The sequence below is a fragment of the Flagellimonas iocasae genome (assembly GCF_042682725.1).
Classification (GTDB): Bacteria; Bacteroidota; Bacteroidia; order Flavobacteriales; family Flavobacteriaceae; genus Flagellimonas; species Flagellimonas iocasae.
The window spans coordinates 115242-129290 of sequence record NZ_JBHUHU010000003.1; the positions used below are offsets into that span (position 1 = coordinate 115242).

Sequence of the window (14049 nt, forward strand, 5' to 3'; positions counted from 1 at the left end):
TTGAATTACATAGCAAAACTCGGTGAATCCGTATTTTTGCATCAAAATCGGTGCAAATGTTAAAAAAAGGAACCAAACTCTACAGTATTTTAACAGGAAGTTGTCCCAAATGCCATGAGGAGAGCATGTATGAAAACACCAACCCTTATGCGCTTTCCCAAATATTCAAGATGCACGAACGCTGTTCGCACTGTGGTACAAAGTACAAGATTGAGCCTTCGTTCTTTTACGGTTCCATGTATGTGAGCTATGGGGTGGGAATTGCTTTTGCAGTGGCCGCTTTTGTGATTTCGTATTTGTTTTTGGGAACATCCTTGAAGACCGCCTTTATTGCCATTGTAGGCACCATGGTGGTATTTATGCCGGTGATTGTGCGATTATCACGAAATATTTGGATCAATTTCTTCATCAAATATGATCCCAACGCGGTTAATCATCATCAGCCGGTAAAAGGTTAATTGCCGAAATATTTTTTGGTGAATCGTTGAATATCAATTTCGGAATCCAGCGATTCATGGTTTTCAATGTAATTGAATAGCTGCGCAGAAGCGTAAGGAGCTATGAGCACCCCTCTTGAACCAAATCCGTTGAGTACATACACGTTTTTGTGTTCTGGATGCTGCCCAACCAAAGGTCTTCGGTCCGAAACAGTGGGACGAATGCCGGCCACATGGTCCACGACCTTAAAATCGCACTTTAGAAAGGTTTTCAATTTTTCCAGCAATTCGTTTTTGGACTCCTCGGTAGGTTCATTGGTCTTGTCTTTCCATTTGTAGGTGGCCCCGATTCGGTATAGGTCATTGCCCAACGGAATGCTGAACACGGAGGATTTAATGACACTATCCTCTTTGTAATCAGGTGCTTTTATGGTCAGTAGTTCTCCTTTGGTGCCATTGAGGGGCAGATAGTTGAAAAATGGGTTGTTTTTAAGCCCATAACCGCATGAAAACACAATTTGCTTGGCTTGTATGGATTTGTATGAAATATGCTCTGAATGGCACTCAAAATTTGAAAAATCAAAGGTTTCCGTTATCAGAAGGTCTCTTTCGCTTAAATAAGCTGCGTAGGATTCCACCAAAGTGGCCGTATCTATCCGTCCGGTGTATTTTACTTCGCCAAAACCGAAAGGGGCATCAATACTATTGTTTTTATTTTGAATTATCGTAGTGGATAGAAAATAATCAAGACCGGGTTTGTCGGAAGCCTCAAACCACACATTTTGCTCTTCAATGGAAGCAAATCTGCGAAGTACGGGAACTTTGTAGTCCAACTTCCTCCCTAATTTTTGCTCCAAATGGGCATAGAAGGGTTGAGCCAGTTCCATCTGTTCCTTGGCCTTCCACGCCAAAGTGAAACGTTTTAAAATGACGGGGTTGTAGAGCCCTCCGGCCACTTGCGAGGCCTGTTGGGAATCATCTGTAACCACGGTAAAGGTTTTGCCTTCTTTTTCCAGCACCTCGCAGAAGGAGATTCCCGCCAAACCCAAGCCTACTACCAAATAATCATACATGGTGCAAAAGTAGGCATCTTGGATAGATGTTGAATGTAGTATGTTGGTCTATTTACGGGTTGACACGAAGTACACCCATTGTCGCGAGTGTTGGGTTGAAGGTGATGGGTTATGGGTGAAAGGTGTAGGTGCTTTTGTTGGGTTGCCGCATCGCTTTTTTGATGCTAAAATGTGCTAAGAAAAAGGGGGTGGCACATATCGGTTTGGCTATGCGCAGTGCCCGGCAGGGCATTGCGTATAGGTGTTGTTGTGGGCAGTTTTTTATTTTTCTGCGGCTGTTTTCAAATCCATTAGATTTTGATTTACACCATTATCTAAATTTTTTTGGAAGTATCCCTTGAACATCCTGGGGAAAACACCTTGCAGACTCTCTTCAACGCGAACTATAGTCTTATCGTCATCATCTGAGAAGAACCAATTATGAATTGCACTTGCTCCAAAAGTTTTTCCTGTCCAGCCAAATTTCTTTTTTGAGTCCATTGTATGGATTTGAGATGTAAAAGATAATCCACCAGCCTTCCATTTAAACTCAACCCCTTCTGATACGACTTCTTTCAAAGTAGATTCAGTAACTTCTTTTTGCCATGCAGGCCAGTCGTTGATGTTTGTCAATATTTGCCAAACCTTTTCTATTGGTGCATCTATGATAATTTCAGATTGTGATATCACGGGTGCATCTTTATTAATTGGAATATTCATTTCGTCAGGCGTATTTATATTTTGAGAGGATGTATAGTTTTTGAACTGATTGCTTTCATGAATGAAAAAAACTGTTGTTAAAACAACAATGAGAAGCAGGATATAAAAAATCATCTTTTTCATTCTGTCATAATTTGATTTTCAAATTGCACACAACGTTAAAAGATATGAATCCTTTTTAATAATTTATATCGACCGATACCTGCCTGTCGGCAGACAGGCGTGAAGTTAGGATTTTTAACCTAAAAATCCAGCCAGAATTGCCGGATCACTGTTGAAGATAGCTGTCAAATTTTATTTTGATTTCTCGCTTTGTCTTCGACTCCGCTCATACTGACAGCTCGGAATGAGAATTTGTTAAATAAAAAAACGCCGCACTTTCGTGCGGCGTAATTTGTATTGAATTGGAAATTGTTTGTGGTTTAATATGCCCACATATCTTGCTCTCTGTCCCTGATATGCTCTTTGATTCGTTGAGCTTCCAAGAGCTGGAACAAGGCATTGTCAAAAATGTAATCGTCTATTTCACGGTCTTCGTGAACATTTTCCTCTTTGTAGATCACCCCGTTGAAACGACGTGCGTTCAACAACATGTCAAAAGAAATGGGTCTTGCCGAATTCTGCTGATTGTACACTTTGGCTTCATGCAGAATTTGCCGTGCTGCAGGATACCATACCCAGAACAATTCAACTTTGTTCTGGCCTGGGTCAACAGATTCATCATCGATGAAGTTAACGTCAGGTGCAACAGGTGCAATTCCCAATAAACGATACTTAAGCTCTCCTTGGCGCTTATCGAAATACCAGATTCCTTTAATTCGGTACTCTTCAATATCTGCGGCGGTAAGATCTCTTTTGTTAATGAACTCAGGAGAAATTTGCTCGCCGGCATTGTATTGCTCGTACCCTAGGTCTGTGGTATCGATTTTACTCAAGGTTGCCGATAGGTCTGATAATTTTCTCTTTTCAGTAAAGTAAGAGTCGGTATAGACCTCGGTCAATTTTCCATTTTTGATGTTTTTCATCAAAACATGGTAGAGCGACCTTCTATCTTTTCCAATACCAATGGTATCGGTAGGATAATAGAGTGGAAAGTTTACTCTCTCGTCAAGATCGATGATTTCCCAAACGGTTTTGGACCAAAGGATATCCCTGTCATCCACATAACCATATGCTAGGGGTTCATCGGCATCCTGCTCTATTTGAGCCTGGGTTTTTTTACCAATATCTTCGGGCATTTTGGCATTCAAAATGTTTGCCTGTCCCATCATTGATACGGGCAAAATACCCAACAATCCGATTACTAATGCATTTTTCCAATTCATGATCACTTGTATACTTTTATACTTTATTAGTTTGTAAGCTCAACCACTACAGGAGATACTTTCTTCAACTTGTAGCTCTTGTTGTTGGTGATGTAAGCTTGGATATCGAAAATCTGAACGGCATCACCTCTACCAGCTCTTCTAAGAGCAGATTTGGCCTGTGCATTCAATTTGTTTCCGCTAACCACTACGGTAGGTTGACCAGGAACTTTGAACTTGAACTCGCTAACAGCAAGGTTCAAATCGAAATCGAAGTCTTCCAACATAGCGCTTACTGTTGAAATTTCAAGGTTGTTCCTTGGCATTTTGATGCTACCAGCTTCACCACGAACGGTACCGCTAGGTCTTGGAATATCCTTGATACGGAACTCAGACTTGGTGGAGATACCTTTACCATCAGGCAACGTACCTGAAGCAGTAATGGTTACACTTCTACCAGTACCTGGATTCATAACGTAGTTGCTACCACTTCTTCTGCTCAAACCAGCAGCAGACGCAGTTACTTTGTTATCAGGAATACCAGGGATGGAGATGGTCATTGGGTTGGCCACACCACGGTACACTACGTTCATTTTATCTGCAGAAATTACAGCAGCATTAGGCATAGAAATGGTTGCGAAAGTGTTGTTCACTTCAACAGGTACTTCTTTACCATCTTGCATAAAGACCATAGTTCCTTTGATTGTGTGGTCTCCAGGAGTACCAGCACCGATCAACATTTTGATCCCACCAGCTTCCAACTCGTAATCTTTACCTTCGGCCAACTGTCTGCCGTCCAAAGTCAACTCAGCTTTCACTGGAGTGGAAGTTTTATCGGTTTTACTTACAATGATTTTACCATCGTATTTTTCACCAGAGTAGTATGCTGTTTTAGGAGCAGACAAAGAACTGGCAAAATTGGTCAAGGAAACAGCAGCGGTCAAGTTACCTTCCAAAAGGTTTTTCAACACTTCTTGCTCGGTAGTCTTGATGTCTGCCTGCAATTGGGTCAACTTGGTCAAAGAGGCCACCAATGGGAACCCTTCGTAGTGATAGTTGATCCAATCTTGACGTGTACCGTCTCTTTTCGTTACTTTACCATCTTCATCACCAGTTGCAAAACGGGTCTTAACCGCTTCTTTCACTGAAGTGAATTTACCTTCTGGCAACGTATTGATAACGCCTTCACGATACTCATTGATTTGTTTCATGAACTCTTTTCCTTCTGGACCCAAGTTATCTCCTTGGAAGAATTTTTGGTCCAAATAGTCAGACTTGTCCATTACTACATAATCCTTAGGATCCTCAAGATCCGCAGTCATTTCCTTTTTCAATCCTTCCAAATAGGCATAATAACTATCTGAAAGTTCTTTGATTTTCTGTGCATCTTGGTAAAGTTCACCGTATTCTTCTTCGTTTTCAGAAGCTTTGGTTTCTAAATTTCCCAAGAAAGCCAGGTTGTTTTCTGTTGTTTTAGCATTGGAAGTTTCCAACTTTTCGTTCATTAGTCCGAAAGCTGCAAGTACTTCCTTGCTCATATTAAGGGCCAACATCGCGATGAAGATCAAGTACATAAGGTTGATCATCTTCTGACGTGGTGTTTGTTTTCCTCCTGCCATGTTTTTCTAATTAGATTTAAATATTAATTTGATCTGGGTTTGGTTGTACTAATCTGTTTCTAATTAGTTTTTGCTACCCATGGCGGAAAGCATACCACCGTAAACTCCGTTCAAAGAAGAAAGGTTGGTTGCCAAAGATTCCATTTGATCTTTCAAAGCACCGGCGTTCTGTACAACTTCCTCGTTGATAGAGGCTTGACGACTAGCACTTTCCAATTGAACTTTGTACAAGCTGTTCAAAGATTCCATTTGGGCAGCGGCATGAGACAACTCCTCAGAGTATTTTTTGGTGTGCTGGATTGCATCTGTAGTAGGAGCAATATTTTTGGCAGCACCTTCAAAACTCTTGATACTTTCACCCAAGCTTGAGAAAAGCTCAGAATCAATGTTTGCCTCTTTAAGAAGTTCATCCAATTTTCTGGAAAGGATTCCTTCAGCTTCCTTAGCGTCTTTAGCATCTTGCTTTTTGGAAGCAGATTGTTGACCACCGGCCAATTCTGGGTAAACCAAAGACCAATCGTACTCGTCGTCTACTGGTTCAAATGCGCTGATCGCAAAGATCAATGCTTCGGTAATAAGACCAACCGCAAGAAGAAGTCCACCTGTAAGTGGTCCAAACTCCCAGTGAAGGATCTTGAACAATGCACCAATAATTACTACTGATGCTCCAAGCCCGTAGGCCATGTTAAACAATTTTTTTGTTGATTTTGACTGTGCCATAATTCTAGTTTTAATTAAGTTATATAAATAAGTATTTGGTTACTGGTTTATTTATATAGTGTTCTGTTCTTTTATTATAATCCGCTTCGTGCTCCGTTGGTAGAGTCTTCCTCTCCCATATAATCCTGTACGGTTCTGAACCCGATATAGCTTCTTGCTGAATCTTGGTATTCATAATCACGGGTACTTACCTGAAGGAAGTAGGCCACGTCTTTCCAAGATCCACCGCGGATCACTTTTCGCTTGTTGTTCTGCGAACCAATGTTAGGGTTCATAGTGGACAAGTATTCGTAAGCCCCTGCATCAAAGCTTGAGTTGGTCCATTCCGATACGTTACCGGCCATGTTGTACAAGTTGTAATCGTTGGGTTCAAAAGACTTGGCTTCCACGGTATAAAGCGCAGCATCGGCTGCATAATCACCACGTTGCGGCTTAAAGTTGGCCATAAAGCATCCCGTATCACTGATTACGTACGGTCCACCCCATGGGTATGTTCCTCCTTCAATTCCACCTCTAGCGGCGTATTCCCATTCGGCTTCGGTAGGCAATCTAAATTGGTTCACGAATTGCTTTCCTCTGCTTTTTTGGTCATCGTTCTTAAACTTGGTTCTCCAGTTACAAAATGCCTTGGCCTGCATCCAGTTAACACCCACTACAGGGTAATCGCTGTATGCATCATGCCAAAAATAGTCATTGTGCATGGGTTCATTATAGGAATACTCAAAATCCCTGATCCATACCGTAGTATCTGGATAGATTCCCAATTCTTCTTGTTTGATGAAGTCTTTTCTGCTTCCGGTTCGAGCGCGGGCTGCGGCCTCAATGTCCATCCAGCTATACTTGTACTTCAATTTTGTTACGTCTATGGATCTTAGCCCATTGTAGCTTTCTTCTTCAGGAAGGTAAATGGAATCCATAACCTCAGCATAGTACTCATCAGGATAATCTGAAGTATCCCATACCAAGTCAACATCCATGTTCAATGCTCTTCCTTCATATCCTGTCTCTCCAAGACCGGCATAATTATCGAGCATGTACTTGTCATAAACGGAAAGTTCGGTGGTATCGGTATCTTTAAAAGCATACTCCCCAATACCTTCATCTTCTGGGCTTATACCCAATTCATCGGCCAAGATGGCCAATCTGGTTCTAACAATGGAATCTTTTACCCACTCTACAAACTGACGGTACTCACTGTTGGTGATTTCCGTATCATCCATGTAAAAAGAACGTACGGTAACCGTTCTTGTAGGGGCGTTCAAAACTTTTGCTTGGTCCTCATCGGCTTTTCCCATTACGAAGGCGCCTCGAGGAATCAGTTCCATTCCATACGGTTTCTCTGGATGCCATTGTTTTCCAGGGGCCCCAACTAACTCACCTTTTGACCTTGATTTTGACCCACAACTCGTAAGTAAAAAAACAAGTGCTATAGATGATAAGAATAGCTTTCTCATACTTTAGGTTAAATTATTCGATTCAAGATTATAAACTGCTCTACACAAATTCATTACTCTCAAAACTACTTTTTGAATGAATTATTGTGTAAAACCAATTAATGCTCAAAAATTAATTTGTTTAGTTAAAGCCCTTTCTGTAGGCCTTGAACCACCTTTCTGGAATGTTTTGGTTGCAAGCATCCAAATAGTCCCCTTCGGTGCAAGGTAATAACGCAACCGAATTTGTTTTAGTATGTTCAGGTAAAATTGATGGGACTTCTACCCACCAGCGTTCGGTGACGTGGCTTTTGTAGAACACCAGTTCCTCAGTATCTGTGGGAACGGTGAATTTGGTAAAGTCCTCGCTTTTAGAGGTTGGGGTTTCTTTGACCCTAAAACTCAAGCCTTCTATGAAGTACCAAATGATCTGTGCTATCATTTGAAAAGCTTGATGGGAATTCTCCCCTTCGTAGATACCAAACAAGGATACACGGTCACTAATTCCAGCATATCTTGCAATGGTGCATATTTCCCTACCGGTAAAACCGTTGGGGGAAAAGTTTTTGGACAGTCCCATTTCGCAAGCGCGAATGGCACGTAGATCTAAACTGACGATGTCGGTGCTTCGGAGCACTGGTTCAGTCAATTCGAGATTGGCTGCGATATCTCCCAAACGATAGGCATCAAAAAAAAGACGCTCCATTAGATCGATTTCTTCCTGGGCATTAAAATAGCTCTGGTAGCCAATATTGGAAAAATTGAAAAGATTGTTGGGTTTATCGGTTATGATCCTACTCATATAGGAATGCGAGGAAATCAACTCATCATCCTCACCAAAGTCGAATCGGCTATCAATGGAAACCAGATTGACCATTTCCTTGATCTTGTCAAAAGCGCGATAGGTAGGAAATGTAATGTCTTGGGTGCATCCTATTATAATAGGAATGATGTTTTCCTCCAGAAGTCCGGCCACAATTTCCTTCACCACAAAATAAGTGTCCTCCACCGTATCCCCTTCTTCCACATCCCCTATATCGATGATGGTGGAGTTCCAGTTGCCCATCATAAGGCGATAAAGTTGAATACGGATTTCATCCACATCCAACAATTCGGTCTTTTTTTCAAATGCATTTCTGGATTCCAACACGCCAAAAATGGCTACATCGGCGTGGGCAAAGACAGGTAGACCGTCCTTTTCGGTGTGTACATAGATGTTCTTGCCTATTGATTGCTGTGGCAAAAACTCTGAAAATGCCAACACTTTGTCCTTCACAGGAACCAAAAAATCGAATGCCATATTATTTTTTCGCTTTTGACGTGGCTTTTTTCTTGGGTGTCTTTTTTTCCAAAAGGGCTTTGGCCTCTTCCAAAGAAACCTTGCTAGCATCCACATCTTTGGACAATTCCACTTTTACCCTACCTTTTATTATGGTATGACGGCCCCATCTGGCTTTTTCAATGCGTATTTTCTCTTCGGGCCATTCCTGCACTACCTTTTCAGCTTCCTTTTTCTTTTTGTCCTCGATGAGCTCCTCGATATCAGACTGGGAAAGGTTATCAAAATCGTATTTTTTATTCACATTGATGAACATTCCATCCCACTTGATGAACGGTCCAAATCGACCTTTGCCTTTAGTGACTTCTTTGCCTTCATAGCTGGCGATGGGCGCATCGGCCTTTTCCTTTTCCTTGATCAATTCAATGGCCCTGTCCAAATCTACATCAAAAGCACTTTCATCGTTCCCCAAGGAAATGAATTTTTTCCCAAATCGCACATAAGGACCATACCTACCTACATTGGCTTCCACTTCCTCTCCTTTATATACGCCAAGCTTTCTGGGCAGTTGGAAAAGCTCCATGGCTTCCTCAAAAGTGATGGTATTGATGGACTGATCGGGCAATAAACTGGCAAACTGGGGCTTTTCCTCTTCATCCACGGTTCCAATTTGGACCATCGGCCCAAATCGACCCAATCTAGCAGCCACTTGACGACCTGATTTTGGATCTACACCCAAAACGCGTTCACCGCTGGCACGCTCCGCATTTTCTTCAACCTCAATTACATTCGGATGAAACTCCTTGTAAAAGGACTTCATCATGTGTTGCCAATCTTCATCGCCGGAAGCGATTTCATCAAAATCCTCCTCAACCTGGGCGGTGAAATTATAATCCAAAATTTTCGTGAAGTGACTCACCAAAAAGTCGTTCACGATCATTCCGATATCTGTAGGAACCAACTTTCCTTTGTCGGACCCCACCATTTCGGATAGTTTCTTCTCCGCAAGTTTGCCTTCCTCCAAAATCAATTGAAGGTAATTGCGCTCCGTACCTTCCACACTGCCTTTTTCCACATACCCTCTATTTTGGATGGTGGAAATGGTCGGTGCGTAGGTAGATGGTCTCCCTATGCCCAATTCTTCCAATTTTTTCACCAAAGATGCTTCCGTATATCGATACGGAGGTCGTGTAAAGCGCTCGGTAGCGGAAATGTAGACATTTTGCAATGCCTCACCCACTTTCATGGCGGGAAGCATTCCTTCTTGTTCCTCCGCATTGTCCTCATCATCGGTGCCTTCCAAATACACTTTTAGGAAACCATCAAACTTGACCACTTCTCCATTGGCGGTAAACTCTTCGTCATGGGTATTGGCCATGATCTTCACATTGGCACGCTCTAATTCAGCATCACTCATTTGTGAAGCAAGGGTACGTTTCCAGATGAGTTCGTATAGTTTGGACTGGTCCCGCTCCAAGGAAGGAGACTGTAATTTCATATCGGTTGGGCGAATGGCTTCGTGGGCCTCTTGCGCTCCCTTGGTTTTTCCGGTAAAATTCCGCATCTGACTGTAATCATCCCCATAATTTTCCAAGATGGCTTCTTTGGCCGCGGCCAATGCTTCGTTGGACAGGTTTACACTATCCGTCCTCATATAGGTAATGAGACCCGCCTCGTACAAACGCTGGGCCACTTGCATGGTGCGGCTCACCGAAAAATACAATTTACGGGAAGCCTCTTGTTGCAAGGTGGAGGTGGTAAATGGTGGTGCAGGTGATTTCTTGGCCGGCTTTTTGTCCAAATTGGCCACTGAGAAATCAGCACCTATATTTTGTTTCAGGAAAACTTCTGCAGTTTCTTTGCTTGGAAAAGTCTTATTGAGTTTTGCTGAAAAAACACTGCCTTCCTCTGTTCTAAAATCAGCCTTGATTCGGAATGAGGCCTCTGGAGTGAATGCATCAATCTCCCGTTCGCGCTCCACAATCAATCGTACGGCCACGGATTGTACCCTACCTGCCGAAAGTCCTGGTTTTATTTTTTTCCAAAGTACGGGTGAGAGTTCATACCCCACCAAACGGTCCAACACTCTTCGCGCCTGTTGGGCGTTCACCAAGTTATAGTTGATTTCCCTTGGGTTTTCTATCGCCTTTTGAATCGCGGATTTGGTAATGGAGTTGAACACAATACGTTTCACCTTGCTCTTGTCCAACTTTAGCTCTTCGGCCAAGTGCCAAGAAATGGCTTCTCCCTCTCGGTCCTCATCACTGGCCAACCAGATGGTATCGGCCTTTTGGGCGAGGTCCTTAAGTTTTTTTACCAAGGCTTTTTTCTCCTTGTCTACCGTATATTTTGGCTTAAAATCGTTTTCTACATCAACCCCAAGTTCTTTGGACGGAAGGTCCACAATATGTCCAAAACTGGATTCAACTTGGTACTCTTTTCCTAGAAATCGTTCTATGGTCTTTGCCTTTGCGGGGGACTCAACAATAACTAAATTCTTTGGCATGCACTAGGTTTTGTGGTAACAAAAGTATATCAAAAATTCGATTTTCGATTTTTTACAAAACCCTCATCAAAAAAATATCCCGCTAAAAACGGGATATTTACGATTGATGTTGCGCTTTTTAGTTGAGTCCAATCTGGCTGATGAGCCTAATATCATTGTCCAAATACTCATATTGATAGAGCACGCCATCACCCACCATGATCAAATTATTTTCCAACGGAATTACATCAAACGTAACAATATTTTCAAAGTGGTTTAACTCTACTAAGTCATTGATATCCGTTTTATCATAGACTTTTAACCCCGATTCCCCGTCGCAGACAAACAGCTTTTCGTCCTTGATACCCAGACCATAAGGCCCATCCATGGGGTATTGGGCGGCCAATTCCGGGTTTTCAATCATTGAAATATCCACAATGAAAAGTCCACTTTCCGTGGCCCCACAGAAGTTCCCACCCCGTAGGGTAACATAGGCATAATCTCCATCAACCACAACGGGATCACAGGCAGTTCCGTGTTCAAATTCCGAAATCAAGGAAGGTGCAGCCGGGTCGGTGATATCATAAATGTACATCCCGCGCATACTGCCCAAGAAAAGATACGTGCCGTTGTAGAAAATAGTCTCTATATCGAATCCGGCGTAAACATCATCCAGATTCTGCGGATTTTCCAAATCGGAAATATTGAACACGTTAATATTATGACTGTCCACCGCGTAGAGATAATCGTTCACAATCTTAAAACGTGCCAAAGAACCACCTTGCCCAGTACCGCCCGAAGCATCATTGGCAAGCGCAAAGTCTTCCATAAAAACACCTCCGCCATTTCGTCCCTCGACTTCAGATTTAAGTCGACGTTCAGTGGTGGTTTCCCAACCAATGATCATTTCAGCATCGTAATCAACCCCTTCGGTATCCACCAAATCGGCTTCAAAAGGAAAGAAAATATTGGTGTAGAGCACATTCTCCAATCGGTTCACCAAGGATATGTCGCTGATATTGGAAATATCTAGCACCACCAAATCCATCAAACTATCCGCATATAAATAATTGTCCTTTACCGAAATGTCCACGTTTCCGGGAATGGTGATGAAAGCAATTTTTACAGGCTGGGCCGGATTACTGTTATCAATCACATGGATACCTTGGTACATATCATTGATGAAAATATAATCTTGATAGGTGTAGACCTTTCCAGACTGATGAATAGGTCGGGGTGCAATGATATCGACGCTTGTTGCAAATTCTGCCTTACTGATCACCAGCGGTCTCGCCACAAGGTAATCTGCATATTCGCCATTGGAATCATCGTTGTCGCAGGAGACAAAGAAAAGTGTGGTCAAGGAAAGTAGAAATAGGATTTTCGTTTTCATGTGCGTTTGTTTTTTCTGATTGAAACTGTGGTTATTAGATATTTTGAAGCTAAAAAAGTTGCGTTGCATTTTGGTTAAATTTTAACTGCCAAATTGTCACTAAAATGGAATAAGCACTATCTTTGCAGCCCATTGCACGAATATGATCAAGGACGAAAGCGTAGAAAAAATAATAGACGAAAGCCAACAAGGGAGCCCTTTGGCATTGGAGAATAACGATAAGAACACCCGTAAACTCTATATCGAAAGTTATGGGTGCCAGATGAATTTTTCCGATAGTGAAATCGTTGCCTCTATTTTGGCCAACGAAGGATTCAACACCACCCAAATATTGGAGGAAGCCGATTTGGTCCTGGTGAACACTTGTTCCATCCGTGAAAAGGCAGAGCAGACCGTTCGGAAGCGTTTGGAAAAATTCAATGCAGTCAAAAAAACCAATCCCGGCATGAAGGTGGGGGTGTTGGGCTGTATGGCAGAGCGGTTGAAAAGCAAATTCTTAGAAGAGGAAAAAATTGTGGACATGGTCGTGGGGCCCGATGCCTATAAAGACCTGCCCAACCTTATCCAAGAAATTGATGAAGGTCGCAATGCCGTAAACGTCATCCTTTCCAAAGACGAAACGTATGGTGATGTGGCTCCAGTGCGATTGAATTCCAATGGCATAACGGCATTTGTGTCCATCACCCGTGGTTGTGACAACATGTGTACCTTCTGTGTCGTTCCGTTTACCCGCGGTCGGGAGCGTAGTCGTGACCCGCAATCCATTTTGGAGGAAGTGAACGACCTTTGGGAACGGGGCTTTAAGGAAGTGACTCTTTTGGGGCAAAATGTGGACAGTTACCTTTGGTATGGCGGCGGATTGAAGAAGGATTTTGAAAAAGCTTCGGACATGCAAAAAGCCACTTCGGTAAACTTTGCCAAATTGTTGGAACTGGTGGCCGAGGCCCAACCCAAAATGCGCATCCGTTTTTCCACTTCCAATCCCCAAGACATGACCTTGGATGTCATCGAATCCATGGCCAAGTATGAAAATATTTGCAACTACATCCATTTGCCCGTGCAAAGTGGAAGCAATCGCATTTTAAAGGCCATGAACCGCCTGCATACCCGTGAGGAATATTTTGAGCTGATTGATAACATAAAAAAAATAATTCCCGATTGTGCCATCAGTCAGGATATGATTTCTGGTTTCCCAACCGAGACTGAGGAAGACCATCAAGACACCTTAAGTTTGATGGAATACGTGAAGTACGACTTCGGTTTCATGTTTGCCTATTCCGAGCGGCCTGGAACTTTGGCCGAACGAAAAATGGACGATGACATTCCTGACGAAACCAAAAAGAGACGTTTGCAGGAAATCATCGAACTACAACAAAAACACAGTCTTTATCGTACCCAACAACATGTCGGAAAAACGGAAGAAGTCCTCATTGAAGGAACTTCCAAAAAATCCGATACGCATTGGATGGGGCGCAATTCGCAAAACACCGTAGTAGTATTTCCCAAAGAACACTACAAAGTAGGCGATTTTGTAAATGTAAAGATCAATGAATGTACCTCTGCCACTTTGCTAGGCGAGGCCATTGCATATTCAAAGAACAACTAAT

11 protein-coding genes are annotated in these 14049 nt (G+C 42.5%); 2 read left to right on the forward strand and 9 right to left on the reverse strand.

The genetic code is table 11. The features are described 5' to 3' along the window. Positions 1-56: 56 nt before the first annotated feature. Positions 57-458 carry a DUF983 domain-containing protein gene (locus ACFSJE_RS07810; RefSeq protein ID WP_379830429.1) on the forward strand — a complete coding sequence of 134 codons (402 nt, stop codon included), beginning with the start codon at positions 57-59 and terminating at the stop codon, positions 456-458. Here the strand turns inward: ACFSJE_RS07810 and ACFSJE_RS07815 are convergent. From ACFSJE_RS07815 to ACFSJE_RS07855, 9 genes are all read right to left on the reverse strand, one after another. After that, positions 455-1510 carry an NAD(P)/FAD-dependent oxidoreductase gene (locus ACFSJE_RS07815; RefSeq protein ID WP_379830430.1) on the reverse strand — a complete coding sequence of 352 codons (1056 nt, stop codon included), beginning with the start codon at positions 1508-1510 and terminating at the stop codon, positions 455-457. The genes ACFSJE_RS07810 and ACFSJE_RS07815 overlap by 4 nt on opposite strands. A gap of 261 nt (positions 1511-1771) precedes the next feature. After that, complete coding sequence (locus tag ACFSJE_RS07820; protein ID WP_379830431.1) at positions 1772-2332, reverse strand: SRPBCC family protein; 561 nt, start codon at positions 2330-2332, stop codon at positions 1772-1774. A gap of 299 nt (positions 2333-2631) precedes the next feature. Then, positions 2632-3534, reverse strand: coding sequence for a type IX secretion system ring subunit PorN/GldN (gene porN, locus ACFSJE_RS07825; protein ID WP_379830432.1), 903 nt, complete (start codon positions 3532-3534; stop codon positions 2632-2634). 26 nt (positions 3535-3560) lie between these two features. Next, complete coding sequence (gene porM, locus ACFSJE_RS07830; RefSeq protein ID WP_379830433.1) at positions 3561-5132, reverse strand: type IX secretion system motor protein PorM/GldM; 1572 nt, start codon at positions 5130-5132, stop codon at positions 3561-3563. Positions 5133-5195: 63 nt separating this feature from the next. After that, positions 5196-5852, reverse strand: coding sequence for a type IX secretion system motor protein PorL/GldL (porL, locus tag ACFSJE_RS07835; RefSeq protein ID WP_379830434.1), 657 nt, complete (start codon positions 5850-5852; stop codon positions 5196-5198). 74 nt (positions 5853-5926) lie between these two features. Next, entirely contained in the window at positions 5927-7306 is a 1380-nt protein-coding gene (porK, locus tag ACFSJE_RS07840; protein ID WP_379830435.1) for a T9SS ring complex lipoprotein PorK/GldK, read from the reverse strand. Between the two features lie 121 nt (positions 7307-7427). Continuing rightward, positions 7428-8585: a formimidoylglutamase gene (locus tag ACFSJE_RS07845; RefSeq protein ID WP_379830436.1), complete on the reverse strand. Its 1158-nt coding sequence runs from the start codon at positions 8583-8585 to the stop codon at positions 7428-7430. Position 8586: 1 nt separating this feature from the next. Then, the gene (topA, locus tag ACFSJE_RS07850; protein ID WP_379830437.1) at positions 8587-11070 is read right to left on the reverse strand and encodes a type I DNA topoisomerase; all 2484 of its coding nucleotides are present in this window, start codon (positions 11068-11070) and stop codon (positions 8587-8589) included. 118 nt (positions 11071-11188) lie between these two features. After that, the gene (locus ACFSJE_RS07855) at positions 11189-12442 is read right to left on the reverse strand and encodes an LVIVD repeat-containing protein (protein ID WP_379830438.1); all 1254 of its coding nucleotides are present in this window, start codon (positions 12440-12442) and stop codon (positions 11189-11191) included. A 142-nt stretch (positions 12443-12584) separates the two neighbouring features. On the opposite strand from ACFSJE_RS07855, the gene miaB reads away from it, so the two are divergent. Continuing rightward, the gene (miaB, locus tag ACFSJE_RS07860; RefSeq protein ID WP_379830439.1) at positions 12585-14048 is read left to right on the forward strand and encodes a tRNA (N6-isopentenyl adenosine(37)-C2)-methylthiotransferase MiaB; all 1464 of its coding nucleotides are present in this window, start codon (positions 12585-12587) and stop codon (positions 14046-14048) included. The last annotated feature ends 1 nt before the right edge of the window (position 14049 follow it).

Bases quoted from the DNA above. Each gene is read 5' to 3' on its own strand.
- topA (WP_379830437.1), bottom strand. From the start codon at position 11,070: ATGCCAAAGAATTTAGTTATTGTTGAGTCCCCCGCAAAGGCAAAGACC.
- porM (WP_379830433.1), bottom strand. From the start codon at position 5,132: ATGGCAGGAGGAAAACAAACACCACGTCAGAAGATGATCAACCTTATG.
- ACFSJE_RS07820 (WP_379830431.1), bottom strand. From the start codon at position 2,332: ATGAAAAAGATGATTTTTTATATCCTGCTTCTCATTGTTGTTTTAACA.
- porL (WP_379830434.1), bottom strand. From the start codon at position 5,852: ATGGCACAGTCAAAATCAACAAAAAAATTGTTTAACATGGCCTACGGG.
- porN (WP_379830432.1), bottom strand. From the start codon at position 3,534: ATGAATTGGAAAAATGCATTAGTAATCGGATTGTTGGGTATTTTGCCC.
- ACFSJE_RS07815 (WP_379830430.1), bottom strand. From the start codon at position 1,510: ATGTATGATTATTTGGTAGTAGGCTTGGGTTTGGCGGGAATCTCCTTC.
- porK (WP_379830435.1), bottom strand. From the start codon at position 7,306: ATGAGAAAGCTATTCTTATCATCTATAGCACTTGTTTTTTTACTTACG.
- ACFSJE_RS07855 (WP_379830438.1), bottom strand. From the start codon at position 12,442: ATGAAAACGAAAATCCTATTTCTACTTTCCTTGACCACACTTTTCTTT.
- miaB (WP_379830439.1), top strand. From the start codon at position 12,585: ATGATCAAGGACGAAAGCGTAGAAAAAATAATAGACGAAAGCCAACAA.
- ACFSJE_RS07810 (WP_379830429.1), top strand. From the start codon at position 57: ATGTTAAAAAAAGGAACCAAACTCTACAGTATTTTAACAGGAAGTTGT.
- ACFSJE_RS07845 (WP_379830436.1), bottom strand. From the start codon at position 8,585: ATGGCATTCGATTTTTTGGTTCCTGTGAAGGACAAAGTGTTGGCATTT.